The organism is Candidatus Chlorohelix allophototropha (genome assembly GCF_030389965.1).
GTDB lineage: Bacteria > Chloroflexota > Chloroflexia > Chloroheliales > Chloroheliaceae > Chlorohelix > Chlorohelix allophototropha.
The window spans coordinates 786,669-798,423 of the sequence record NZ_CP128400.1 but is presented as its reverse complement, the minus strand read 5'-3'; the positions used below and the strand labels follow the sequence as shown (position 1 = coordinate 798,423).

The 11,755-nt window shown below is 45.9% G+C and carries 13 protein-coding genes and 1 pseudogene; 7 read left to right on the top strand and 7 right to left on the bottom strand.

Features of this window, described 5'->3' with window-relative positions:
- The first annotated feature begins 151 nt into the window (after nt 1–151).
- From OZ401_RS16105 to OZ401_RS16095, 3 genes are all read left to right on the top strand, one after another.
- Nucleotides 152–448, top strand: a complete 297-nt coding sequence (locus OZ401_RS16105) for a transposase (RefSeq protein ID WP_341471467.1) — start codon at nt 152–154, stop codon at nt 446–448.
- Nucleotides 445–897 carry an IS3 family transposase gene (locus OZ401_RS16100; protein ID WP_341471469.1) on the top strand — a complete coding sequence of 151 codons (453 nt, stop codon included), beginning with the start codon at nt 445–447 and terminating at the stop codon, nt 895–897. The genes OZ401_RS16105 and OZ401_RS16100 overlap by 4 nt, the downstream gene beginning before the upstream one ends.
- 436 nt (nt 898–1,333) lie before the next feature.
- On the top strand, nt 1,334–3,472 hold the full coding sequence (locus OZ401_RS16095; RefSeq protein WP_341471039.1) for a recombinase family protein: 2,139 nt from the start codon (nt 1,334–1,336) through the stop codon (nt 3,470–3,472).
- Nucleotides 3,473–3,512: 40 nt separating this feature from the next.
- Here OZ401_RS16095 and OZ401_RS16090 read toward each other — a convergent pair whose 3' ends face one another.
- From OZ401_RS16090 to OZ401_RS26020, 3 genes are read right to left on the bottom strand one after another with little or no spacing between them, the layout of a single operon-like run.
- On the bottom strand, nt 3,513–3,965 hold the full coding sequence (locus OZ401_RS16090; RefSeq protein ID WP_341471468.1) for an IS3 family transposase: 453 nt from the start codon (nt 3,963–3,965) through the stop codon (nt 3,513–3,515).
- Nucleotides 3,962–4,258 carry a transposase gene (locus OZ401_RS16085; protein WP_341471467.1) on the bottom strand — a complete coding sequence of 99 codons (297 nt, stop codon included), beginning with the start codon at nt 4,256–4,258 and terminating at the stop codon, nt 3,962–3,964. Before OZ401_RS16085 ends, OZ401_RS16090 begins: the two co-directional genes overlap by 4 nt.
- A complete protein-coding gene (locus tag OZ401_RS26020) occupies nt 4,228–4,548 on the bottom strand; it encodes a transposase (protein ID WP_486599299.1) in 321 nt (106 codons plus the stop codon). Before OZ401_RS26020 ends, OZ401_RS16085 begins: the two co-directional genes overlap by 31 nt.
- Nucleotides 4,549–4,889: 341 nt before the next feature.
- Here OZ401_RS26020 and OZ401_RS16080 point away from each other — a divergent pair, with 341 nt between their 5' ends.
- Nucleotides 4,890–5,981, top strand: a complete 1,092-nt coding sequence (locus OZ401_RS16080) for an IS4 family transposase (RefSeq protein ID WP_341467879.1) — start codon at nt 4,890–4,892, stop codon at nt 5,979–5,981.
- 143 nt (nt 5,982–6,124) lie between these two features.
- Here the strand turns inward: OZ401_RS16080 and OZ401_RS16075 are convergent, their stop codons facing one another.
- Nucleotides 6,125–6,373 (bottom strand): hypothetical protein, encoded by a 249-nt coding sequence (locus tag OZ401_RS16075; protein WP_341471466.1) that lies wholly within the window; start codon nt 6,371–6,373, stop codon nt 6,125–6,127.
- A gap of 238 nt (nt 6,374–6,611) precedes the next feature.
- Between OZ401_RS16075 and OZ401_RS25825 the strand changes: the two are divergent.
- The 3 genes and pseudogenes from OZ401_RS25825 to OZ401_RS16060 all read left to right on the top strand — a co-directional run bounded on the left by OZ401_RS25825 (nt 6,612) and on the right by OZ401_RS16060 (nt 8,735).
- A pseudogene (locus OZ401_RS25825) lies at nt 6,612–7,799 on the top strand (IS256 family transposase).
- Complete coding sequence (locus OZ401_RS16065) at nt 7,796–8,062, top strand: integrase core domain-containing protein (RefSeq protein WP_425607637.1); 267 nt, start codon at nt 7,796–7,798, stop codon at nt 8,060–8,062. Before OZ401_RS25825 ends, OZ401_RS16065 begins: the two are co-directional and overlap by 4 nt.
- A gap of 112 nt (nt 8,063–8,174) precedes the next feature.
- A complete protein-coding gene (locus OZ401_RS16060; RefSeq protein WP_341471465.1) occupies nt 8,175–8,735 on the top strand; it encodes a transposase in 561 nt (186 codons plus the stop codon).
- A gap of 152 nt (nt 8,736–8,887) precedes the next feature.
- On the opposite strand, the gene OZ401_RS16055 is transcribed toward OZ401_RS16060, so the two are convergent.
- The 3 genes from OZ401_RS16055 to OZ401_RS16045 form a co-directional block, all read right to left on the bottom strand.
- Complete coding sequence (locus tag OZ401_RS16055; protein WP_341471464.1) at nt 8,888–10,681, bottom strand: PHA/PHB synthase family protein; 1,794 nt, start codon at nt 10,679–10,681, stop codon at nt 8,888–8,890.
- A gap of 76 nt (nt 10,682–10,757) precedes the next feature.
- Entirely contained in the window at nt 10,758–11,219 is a 462-nt protein-coding gene (locus OZ401_RS16050; protein WP_341471463.1) for a MaoC/PaaZ C-terminal domain-containing protein, read from the bottom strand.
- Nucleotides 11,220–11,227: 8 nt separating this feature from the next.
- Nucleotides 11,228–11,674, bottom strand: coding sequence for an FAS1-like dehydratase domain-containing protein (locus OZ401_RS16045; protein ID WP_341471462.1), 447 nt, complete (start codon nt 11,672–11,674; stop codon nt 11,228–11,230).
- Between the last annotated feature and the right edge of the window lie 81 nt (nt 11,675–11,755).

Below are 11,755 nucleotides of genomic sequence, written 5' to 3'. Positions count from 1 at the left end.
TATCCATTACTAGACTTTTGCCCAGATAAAATATACCAATCGCGAACTTCATGCCCTTAACTGTTTTTGTCAAGGGAAAAAATGAAGTTGACCCGGAATCGTGGAGTAAAGGAAGAGGCAGATGCTATAATAAACCACGAAAGGGGCAGAAATGGGAGATAAGCAGAAAGAGTATCCAGTAGAATTTAAGCGAGAAGCAGTGCGGTTAATGGAAACCAGCGGTAAAACAGCGGTACAAATCGCTAGAGAATTAGGGGTATCCGACAGTGTACTCTACCATTGGCGTAAAATATTGGCTGAAAAAGGAGAGCAAGCTTTTCCTGGTAAAGGTCATCAAACTGAGGCTGAAGAAGAACTCCGTCGGCTGCGACAGGAGAATGAACGACTGCGGATGGAAAGGGATATCTTAAAAAAAGCCCTAGCCATCTTCACGCAGAACCAAAAGTGAAGTTTCAGTTCATTTATGAGCACAAGCAGGAATTTGCGGTGAGGTTAATGTGCAAGGTGCAGGTGGTTTCTGAGAGCGGCTATTACGCCTGGCGGAAACGACCAGAAAGTGCCAGAGCCAAGGCTGACCGAGCACTGGAAGCAGAAATTGAGCCTATATTCGAGCAGTCTCGGCAAACTTACGGTAGTCCCAGAGTAAAGGCGGCGCTAAGGGGTAAGGGGATAAACTGTTCGAGGAAGCGGGTAGCCAGACTGATGCGGTTGCTGGGGCTAGTCTCCTGTCATCGACGTAAGAAGCGAAAGGTCATAACGACTGATAGCCAGCACAGCAATCCGGTGGCACCCAACCGGCTAAAGCGGGATTTCACGGCTACCAAGCCTGATGAGAAATGGGTGGGAGATATTACCGGGGTGTGGACTAATGAAGGTTGGTTGTACCTAGCTAAATGAAATCCACACTACGATATCTGTCGAATCTTCTTGGGATCTTGTACCAGATGGATCCCTAAATAAGGACTTTGAGAAACAGCCAGTCCCAATCCTTTTTAATTTACAAGGCCTTCGCCAACTAATAAATTTTCTCGAACCTATTCTTCTTAATAATCCTGGCTTAGTGGAGCATAATATTAATGCAGATCCCTTAAATAAGGGTTCTGCCAATTGTTCTTGTGCTCCAAATAATTCTTTAAGCGGAGGAGACGAAAAGTGAATAAGGTAAGCGTTTCTCCAGGGCAAATTTCTCCAACCCAACTTTGGCCAACCCTGCGGCCAGAATTACAGCTTAGGCTCATTCAATTATTGGCCCGCCTAGCTTCTAACCTGATCAGCACACAGGTCCAGGTTCAAATTACTAGTTCTAGCAAGATTGAAACTGAGGAGGTTTGTAATGCTACTTAGCCAGCTTACTAGTTCAAAGATTACACCTCAGCACTTCAATCGGCAGGCTTTGATCTATGTCCGCCAGTCTACCCTGGCCCAAGTCCGTCAAAATACCGGTAGTACTTCTCGCCAATATGATCTTAAGCAACGTGCCCTTAAGTTAGGCTGGCAGCCTGAGTGTATCATAATTATTGATGATGACCTGGGGCGCTCCGGTACCTCGGCACTTAATCGGGATGGTTTTCAATGGTTGGTTGCCCAGGTGGGATTAGGTTTGGCTGGAGCAGTATTGTGTCTGGAAGCCTCTCGTTTAGCTCGCTCTTGTAGTGATTGGTATCGTTTACTCGAGATTTGTGCTTTGACCGATACGCTGGTTATTGACGAAGAAGGTGTTTATGATCCTGGTCAGTACAATGACCGTCTGCTTCTAGGTTTTAAGGGTACTATGAGCGAAGCAGAATTACATTGGATCCGTCAGAGAATGGACGGTGGTAAACTGGCTAAAGCCCAGAAAGGTGAACTTCAACAGCCTTTGCCAGTTGGTCTTGTTTATGATCCGCTTGGCCGAATTGTGCTAGATCCGGATGAGCAAATAGCTGGCGCAGTCAGGCTTGTTTTCAATTTGTTTGACCAATACGGTTCGGCCCTGGCGGTAGTCAGGCATTTCAATCAACAAGGCTTAAAATTTCCCACCCGCCCCCGGCTGGGGTCAAGAGAGAGCCAGCACCAGCAATTTCTATCGCAATCTCAGGCCACTCCGCGTTGGGAACCTTTGAAGCATGGCAGAGTTAGAAGTATTTTACACAACCCATTTTATGCGGGAGCTTATGTTTATGGCCGGTTGCGTCAAATTAAAACTGTTGAAACTCAAAAGTTAGATAGCCCTACTAAAACTCGTCTGGTTAGACTTAAACCATCGGAATGGCCAATTGTCTTTTTAGAACATCACCCTGGTTACATTACCTGGCTGCAATTTCTTAAAAATGAGCAGCAATTAGATCAGAATCGTACTTACCGCTTTGAGGAGCGTGCCGGAGCCATCCGAAAAGGGGCAGCCTTACTACAAGGCTTATTACGCTGTGGTAAGTGTGGAAGAAGGATGCGGGTAAATTATCTGGGTAATATACAGGGTCCACTCTATGTTTGTAATGAAGAGCGGATCAGATTTGGTGGGAATATGTGCCAAACTATTCGTGGAGATGGTATAGATGAAGCAGTAGCAAGGTGCTTTTTAGCTGCTCTGCAACTGGCTCAATTAGAGATTTCGCTAGCTGCTATTGCCCAACTTGAAACACAAGCCCAACAATTCGAGCAGCAGTGGAAATTAAGTCTGGAACGAGCAGAATATGAGGCAAATTTAGCGCAACGCAGGTTTATGGCAGTAGAACCAGAAAACCGCTTAGTAGCCCGTAGTCTGGAAAAAGACTGGAATGAAAAGTTAGCTAGGCTGGAAAAATTACAGCAGGAATACCTTGCTAAAGCGAAACTTCAAGCGGAAGTTACATCCTTAAGTGGAGAAGAGCGTGAAAAGATATTGGCTTTAGCCCAAAATGTTCCAGCTGTTTGGTATGCAGCCACCACTACGCAAGCGGAACGCAAACAGCTCTTGCGGTTTCTAATTAAGTCAGTTACCCTACTAAAAAGAGAAGAGGAAGGCACAGTAGATCTGGATATTTGCTGGCAAACCGAGGCTCATACGGTCCTTAAAGTTAAGGCCCCAGTATTATCTTGCAATAAATACCGGACTGACATCAATCTATTGGACAAAGTCCGCCAACTAGCAGTTGATCATACCGATGGGCAAATTCTGCAAATATTGAACGAACAAGGTTGGAAGAACTCCCATGGTCAGCCTCTCAGCGTCGCACGGGTCAGGGGAATACGTCGAGATTTTGGAATTTTCTTAGGCTCACCTGAACGACCGGGGAAACTAGGAATAAGCCAACGCAGTGATGGACGTTATACAGTAGAAGCAGTTGCGAAAATATTACAGGTAGATCCAAGTACAGTAAATGATTGGTGTGTAGCGGGGCGATTGGACAATGTTCAATTACGAAAAGGTGGAACCCGGTGGATCAAATTAAGTTCAGAAGAAATAGCCGAGTTAGGTCGGTCAATATTACGTCATAAACATAAAAGGAATTGAACTTAACCCTAGAATGTGCGAGAAGGGGGTATTGTGAACATTATGAGGCTAGGTACAACCAACCTTCATTAGTCCACACCCCGGTAATATCTCCCACCCATTTCTCATCAGGCTTGGTAGCCGTGAAATCCCGCTTTAGCCGGTTGGGTGCCACCGGATTGCTGTGCTGGCTATCAGTCGTTATGACCTTTCGCTTCTTACGTCGATGACAGGAGACTAGCCCCAGCAACCGCATCAGTCTGGCTACCCGCTTCCTCGAACAGTTTATCCCCTTACCCCTTAGCGCCGCCTTTACTCTGGGACTACCGTAAGTTTGCCGAGACTGCTCGAATATAGGCTCAATTTCTGCTTCCAGTGCTCGGTCAGCCTTGGCTCTGGCACTTTCTGGTCGTTTCCGCCAGGCGTAATAGCCGCTCTCAGAAACCACCTGCACCTTGCACATTAACCTCACCGCAAATTCCTGCTTGTGCTCATAAATGAACTGAAACTTCACTTTTGGTTCTGCGTGAAGATGGCTAGGGCTTTTTTTAAGATATCCCTTTCCATCCGCAGTCGTTCATTCTCCTGTCGCAGCCGACGGAGTTCTTCTTCAGCCTCAGTTTGATGACCTTTACCAGGAAAAGCTTGCTCTCCTTTTTCAGCCAATATTTTACGCCAATGGTAGAGTACACTGTCGGATACCCCTAATTCTCTAGCGATTTGTACCGCTGTTTTACCGCTGGTTTCCATTAACCGCACTGCTTCTCGCTTAAATTCTACTGGATACTCTTTCTGCTTATCTCCCATTTCTGCCCCTTTCGTGGTTTATTATAGCATCTGCCTCTTCCTTTACTCCACGATTCCGGGTCAACTTCAGCCCGCCGTTGTTCCATTACCAGGTGCTGCTCTTTAGGCCGCAAGGTTAGTTCCCGTGGTGCGTTCTTGGCTTTGGTACACAAAGCCCGCTTGGGGCAGGGTTGACAATTTCGCTGCTTACCACCAATTCCAGGTTTTAGAGAACCTTGTAAAGCACCCAAACAATTGATAGTGACTCGTTTTTGAAAATATGCCTTTGAATCCCAACCATAAGAGGACATAACTTTTGACAATTTTCATTGTCATTAGTAATAATTACGGGAACTCGTCTCATTAATCTCTCTTCATTATTAGCATATATCTATGTGGCGGATTTCTAAAACCACCGGAGATTTTCCCAAATGTGTTTATCTGCGAAACACATAAGATCTCAGGCGGCATTTCTATCTAAATAGCGCTCGAAAAGCCAATCCATAAGAAACTTTGAAAAATCAGGATTATCGTTTACCTGCTTTTTGCTACCGTACAGATATAAAGGAGAGGAAAAGGAGGAGAAGGTTGAGGCAGAGTGGTAAACTGTAGTTTTCTTACCGACCAAAGTAGAAAGCAAAAGGATACCAAAATGAGTGACAACCTTCGCCGACATCGTGCCATAAAACAGCAATTGTTGCAACTCCACCCACAAGCGCAGGGGCGCGAATTACAATATTTAACAATTCTAGCGATGGTGATCAGTGGGATTGTAGGTAGTCGGCATAGTGCGTTGCCTAATATCGCCGCCAAAGTGCCAGATAAAACTAAACGGGAAAGCCGCATCATCCGAATGCGCCGATTGCTCAAAAATGATAACTTTAACCAAAAAGTGGTGTATGCTCCTTTCGCCAAACAATTGCTGAGTAGCCTGTGTCATTGTCCACTGGTACTGGTGATAGATGGCAGTCAGGTTGGTGCTGGTGGAATGGGCTTAGTAATCAGTGTAGTATATCAGGGGCGGGCTTTACCTTTGGGTTGGTTGGTGGTTAAGGCTAAAAAGGGACATTTAGCTCAAGCTTTGCACATCAGATTGTTAAAGCAAGTTCACTCGTTGGTTCCGTCTGGTAGCCAAGTAGTCTTTTTGGGTGATGGTGAATTCGATGGCTGTCGTTTGTTAAGACGGTTAGATTATTACGGTTGGCAGTATGTCTGTCGTACTGCTAAAAATAGCCAGGTCTGGTTGGATGAACAAGCTCATTATGCCATCAGTAAGTTAGGGGTTCAGCCTGGTCAGGTAGTGAGTCAGAGCGGCGTAGCATTCAGCAAACACGAGTACGGACCAGTACTGGTCATAGCGGTCTGGCAAAAGCCTTACCGTGAGCCACTTTATCTGGTGAGTAATTTGGCTCTAGCCCAGGAAGCAATCCGGTACTACAAAAAGAGGTTTAGGATTGAAACCTTCTTTTCCGATAGCAAGAGCCGAGGGTTTCGGCTGGACAAGAGCCATTTGGATGACCCTAAACGGCTAGAAAGGTTATTGTTAGCGGCTTGTCTGGCTTATCTTTGGATTGTACATCTGGGTACGATAGCTTTAGCTGAAGGCTGGAACCGGGTCATTCATCGCACCGAACGACTGGATTTGAGCCTGTTCAATTTAGGTTTGAACCTGCTTGAGCATTTTTTGAATGAACATTTACCCTTACCAGTCGCCTTTATCCCTTTTCTTTTAGAGGATTTCTAATTGTGTACGGTAGCAAAACCTGCTTATAAAATTTGAAGTTTTTGTCCAGAAATTCCTGAAGATACTCTTTGGTATTTTTCTCGAAAGTTAAGCGCACATTCTCTGTGGAACTTGCCTTCAAACTGGCTTTCAAAGAAATGTCCTCATGTAATTTCCTCAAGATTATTGATAAGCAATTTATCCTCATCCCCAAACTCTGTGCCAAAGCGCTTATTGAGTTCAGAAATTATCAGAGAGAGGGGCTCTATATCTTCCGGTTTGACCCCGTAATCCTGCTTTTCTTTGATTGGATCAAGTTCACCTATTTGCGCCTTCAGCTTTATCTTGCCCTTAGTGGTTTCCTGTACCCGATACGACTCTATGTCAATTGCCTGTTGTACTTCTAATGGCAAGACGTCTCTTTGAATCGGCAATTTACGCTGTAGCAATTTTCCAAATTCATACAATTTTTCGAGGCTGGTATCGGCGAAGGGCAGTATTTGTGAAATGAAGGCATAAAGCCGAGAGTGTATCCTAACGTGTGTAAAAGGAAAAAGCTGATGGTAAGATAGCCGAAAATAAAAACAGCTATTAAGGAGAAAACCAGTGGCGGCTAACAACAAACCAGCAAATCCAGCAAAACCCAGCAATTTGCCATCAGTAGAAGTGGTCCAGCAAGAACTGGACAAGGCTAGCTCCATCGAAGATTTCTTTGGTCGGGAAGGGATCTTCGCCAAACTGTTCGCTCGCACCCTGGAGCAAATGCTCGAGGCGGAACTGACCGACCATCTGGGTTATGAGAAATATGAGGCTAAAGGTCGTAATAGTGGTAATAGCCGAAACGGCAAAGTTACTCGCCAGCTAAATTCCTCAGCCGGTAGCACCACCATCCAGGTGCCAAGGGATCGCAATGGCGAGTTCGAACCCACCCTACTCAAAAAGTACGGTCATAACACCAACGAACTGGAAGAAAAGATCCTGGGTCTGTATGGCAAAGGGCTCTCTATCCGAGACTTGCAGGAGACTTTACAGGATCTGTATGGGGTGGAAATCTCGCCCGCTACCATCAGCGCCATTACTGATAAGATCTGGCCGATGGTAGAAGCCTGGCAGAACCGGCCACTGGCCCGATCATCTATCTGGACGCCATCTTTGTGAAAATGCGCCGGGAAGGCAAAGTCGAGAATATGGCAGTTTACAATGTGTTGGGGGTCGATCTGGAAGGGCGGCGCGATATTCTGGGTCATTGGGGAAGGAGCTAAATTCTGGCTGGGAGTGATCAGTGCTCTGAAAGGGCGTGGGGTCGAGGATATTTTTATCGCTTGCGTGGACGGGCTAAGCGGTTTCAGTGAGGCGATCCAGGCGGTCTTTCCCTACGCCCAGGTTCAGCGCTGCATTATTCATCAAATCCGCACCAGCCTGCGCTATGTGGTGTGGAAGGATCAGAAAGCCTTTATGGCTGACTTGAAAACGGTTTACAAGGCGGCTACTCGGGAAGAAGCCGAACTGAACCTGCTAAACCTGACCGATAAATGGGGTGGGAAGTATGCGATTGCGGTAAAGAGTTGGGAGAACAACTGGGCGGAACTGTCCACCTATTTCGACTATCCACCAGATATCCGGCGGCTGATCTACACCACGAATTCCGTCGAGGGCTATCATCGCCAATTGGGTAAAGTGATCAAAACCAAGGGGGCTTTTCCCTCCGCGGAGTCAGTAAGGAAGTTATTTTACCTGGCAAATTGTGATATTACCAGCGATTGGACCATGCCGATACCTAATTGGGCATGTATTTTGAACCAGCTTTCGATCTGTTTTAAGGAAAGAGTAACTATTTGAATTCAGCAATCAATTCCATTTACACAAAACTATTGACATACCCGAACGGGATGGCTGAAAGCTTTAACAAGACGGTTAGTTATGAGAAACTCTATTTAGAAGAATTTCAGAATTTGGCAGAGGTAGCAGTGGGTTTGGAAGATTGGCTAGAACGGATTTATAATGAAGGTCGCTTACATTCGTCTTTGGGCTACTTATCGCCGATAGAATTTGAACATAATTGGTTGGCTCAAAAGCAGCTAGAATGTGGTCTGGTCATATAGGGGGCATTCCAGACTGCGAAACAAACGAGCCGAATTAGCCCAGGCGTTAGTTGGTCAGCTTAAGGAACATCACCGTTTTATGCTGGCGGAGTAGTTAAGTCATCTGGATTATTTGGATGAAGCCATCGAACGCTTAAGCACCGAAGTAGCCAGTCGCCTGCAACCATTAGAAGAAGAAATTGAACGGCTGGATCGGGTTGTTGGGGTAAATCAGCGGATAGCTGAGATCGTGTTAGCTGAAATTGGCAAGGATATGAGCCGTTTTCCAACTCATATGCACTTGGCGAGTTGGCTGGGTTTATGTCCTGGCAATCATGAAAGTGGCGGAAAGCGTTACAGTGGTAAAACCCGGAAGGGCAACCAAGCGGCGCGGCGAGCTTTAATCGAAGCGGCTTTAGGCGCGGCGAGAAGTAAGGCTAGTTATCTGGGCACCCAATACCGACGAATAGCGGCGCGACGAGGTAAAAAGCGGGCAGCGGTGGCCGTGGCACACAGTTTAGTAGTGATTATCTACCATCTGCTAAAGGAGGAAAGCGAATACGAAGATTTGGGAGCGAACTATTTTGACGAGCGGGATAAACAAGCCATAGAGAAGAGTTTGGTCAAGCGGTTGGAGCGGTTAGGCTATTCCGTGCAGCTTCAAAAGCGGGCTAGTACCACAGCAGTAAAGTAGGTACGACCCTTTCGGGGCGAGGAAGTGAATATTTTCAGAAGAGTATCGACTCGTGTTCCTACCCGAACCTCTTGAGTTCTGCCGGATTATTTCCGATAGATACTCAAGAGGTTTTTTTACTCTGCATTTATAACCGTGAACTTAATTATTTGCTAGGGCTGTAACACATACGTGCCCGGCGCATCCGCCAAAGGAGTAAAACAATAATGTGAGCCTCCCGGTACAGGAGGTGTAACCAAACCGCTAGAGTTTAGCGTTAACCATTCCTGCCACTTAAGCCACCATGATCCTTTTTGTACGGGAATAGAGGCTTTCCACGTATCAGGGTCAATATATTTTGAGCCAGAGGGATGCTCGGCTATCTGGAAACTACGGCGGGGATGTCCCGGTTCACTTACAATACCGGCATTGTGTCCACCACTGGTAAGCACAAAGGTGGTATCGGTATCGAGAGGTAACATTATCTTATAAACCGACTTCCAAGGCGCAACATGGTCTTTTGCAGTGGCAATAATGTAAACCGGAATACGAATGTCACTGATAGAAACCGGACGACCCTTGACCATGAAGTGACCTTCAAACAGCGCATTTTTAAGGAACATACTGCGCAAGTATTCGGAGTGCATGCGGTAGGGCAAGCGCGTACCGTCTGCATTCCAAGCCATCAAGTCGTTGAGTGGTTCACGATGCCCTAACAGGTAATCTTGCACACCTTTCGACCAAACCAAGTCATTCGAGCGCAACATCTGGAATGCGCCCGCCATCTGCCCGGTATCGAGATAGCCTTGTCGCCACATGATATTCTCAAGGTAATCGACCTGACTTTCATCAATAAAATACATCAAATCTCCCGCTTCGGTAAAATCCGTTTGGGTAGTGAAAAGAGTTAAGGACTTGAGGCGATCATCCCCATCGCGAGCCATAGCGGCGGCAGTTATCGTTAGCATTGTACCGCCGATGCAGTAACCCACTGCCTGAATTTTTCGATCCGGCACAACTTGGCTGATTACCTCGATAGCAGACATGATTCCCATCGTGCGGTAATCATCAAAGCTAATATCGCGATCTTCGGAAGTAGGGTTCTTCCACGAAATCATGAAAACAGTATGACCCTTATCAACCAGATATTTAACCATAGAGTTATCGGATTTTAGATCGAGTATGTAATATTTCATAATCCAAGCAGGCACGAATAAAATTGGTTCTGCCTGTACCATATCAGTAGTGGGGCTGTACTGGATTAACTCAATCAAACGATTGCGATAAATGACCTTACCGGGGGTAGCTGCTACCGTTTTACCGACAACATATTTCTCCGATTTAGGAGGGTTCTGTTTAAGCATGGCGCGTTGCAAATCTTCTGAAAAATTATTCGCCCCACGCACGAGATTCCTACCCTTTTCCTTGATGGTTGTTTCTACAATCTCAGGGTTGGTGGTCGGATAATTTGAGGGAGATACCGTATCAAGCACTTGACGAGCGGTAAAGGAGACAACATTTTCGGAGTGTTGCGCTACACCCGGAATATTCGTAGTGGCATTTTGCCACCACTGTTCAACCATTAGAAAGGATTGAGACATCAGGTTATAGGGCCAAACTTGCCAACTAGAGGCGGTAAAACGTGAATCTTGCGCTATCGGTGGAACTTTTAAACCCGGCGCGGGTATAGCAGCGGTGGAGGCATACATCGCGAGACGTGCAGTATCACGTTGTGTTTTAGTAATCAATTCTGCCTGTTTGCCGGGAGAGTTTGCCAGATGGAAAAGCCAATCGAGATATGCCAACATCATCGATGCCGGAGACATACCCATAGTTAGTTTAGCCTGATAAGAGTGCATTAAGCGATCGAGGTTGGCATAATTCAAATCTGGTGTAGCAGTTGTAGTGGGTGTAGTAACTGGAGTAGCTGTATTAGCTATAGCAGTTGTATCTGTAGAGCTTTCCATATTATTCCTGTGTCTGTAATATGATGTTATGTTGCGTTAAGTTGCTGCTAAAATGTTAATTATTTGCTTTATAGCTCTATTTTTTTGGTATGCAGGCAGTGAAAGTTCCGGTTGCTTTTACCTGACCTTCAGGATTAGTCGCACGAACCTCCGCTTCAATAAAGCCCTTATCACCTTCTTCGTATTTGCGGGTAACTTTACCGGAACATATGAGGATTTCTCCCGGGCGCGACATATTAGCGAAACGCACTTTGAAGTTGCTCAATAAGGCAGGACCGCCGAGATAATCGCTTACCAAGTGTCCTAGAAATCCCATAATTAGCATGCCATGCGCAATAGTGCCGCCAATTCCGATGGATTTGCCAATTTCAGGATTGGTATGTAATGGGTTAAAATCACCGGACGCGCCGGCATAACGCACCAACTGAACATGAGTGATCGGAGGGTTGGTTAAAGTGGGTAATTCATCTCCAACTTCGACGTTATCGAAAAGCAAACGAGTGCTAGGGTTAGACATAGGGGTCATTTGAAGAGTCATCTCACACCTCAATGGATTACAGCCACTTGCCGGGTATGTAATACCGGCTCATGGTGTTGGTTAAAATAATCGAATTCAAAGGTTACTACCTCAAACGGTCCGGTGCTACCCTGCTTTTCATCAACTTTTGTCATGCGCACTGTTCCAGTAATAGTATCTTCGGCGTAAACTGGGGCAAGATAGGTATATTCCTCCTCACCATGTAACATGCTCGACATTGGAATATTCAGATTTTCAAGGATGGAAAAGCCGTCTTCGTGATCCCAGAAACCGAAAAGGATAGGGAAAGTGGGAGAGATGGGAATTTTGGGGTAACCTGCCTCAACGGCAGCGTGCAGATCGTAATAAATTGGGTTAGAATCACCCAAAGCTTCAGCCAGTTCTTTTATTTTTACCGGCTCAATGTGATAAGTGAACACGCTCAAAGGCTGTCCAATTTTTTCGCGATTAATCATTCGCGGATGCTCCTTTCCAGGAGATAGAACTACGACATATATGCGCAAACGTAACTTAAATGTAAAGCATCCTTAATTATT

Bases quoted from the DNA above. Each gene is read 5' to 3' on its own strand.
- OZ401_RS16105 (WP_341471467.1), top strand. From the start codon at position 152: ATGGGAGATAAGCAGAAAGAGTATCCAGTAGAATTTAAGCGAGAAGCA.
- OZ401_RS16095 (WP_341471039.1), top strand. From the start codon at position 1,334: ATGCTACTTAGCCAGCTTACTAGTTCAAAGATTACACCTCAGCACTTC.
- OZ401_RS16085 (WP_341471467.1), bottom strand. From the start codon at position 4,258: ATGGGAGATAAGCAGAAAGAGTATCCAGTAGAATTTAAGCGAGAAGCA.
- OZ401_RS26020 (WP_486599299.1), bottom strand. From the start codon at position 4,548: ATGTCCTCTTATGGTTGGGATTCAAAGGCATATTTTCAAAAACGAGTC.
- OZ401_RS16080 (WP_341467879.1), top strand. From the start codon at position 4,890: ATGAGTGACAACCTTCGCCGACATCGTGCCATAAAACAGCAATTGTTG.
- OZ401_RS16055 (WP_341471464.1), bottom strand. From the start codon at position 10,681: ATGGAAAGCTCTACAGATACAACTGCTATAGCTAATACAGCTACTCCA.
- OZ401_RS16050 (WP_341471463.1), bottom strand. From the start codon at position 11,219: ATGACTCTTCAAATGACCCCTATGTCTAACCCTAGCACTCGTTTGCTT.
- OZ401_RS16045 (WP_341471462.1), bottom strand. From the start codon at position 11,674: ATGATTAATCGCGAAAAAATTGGACAGCCTTTGAGCGTGTTCACTTAT.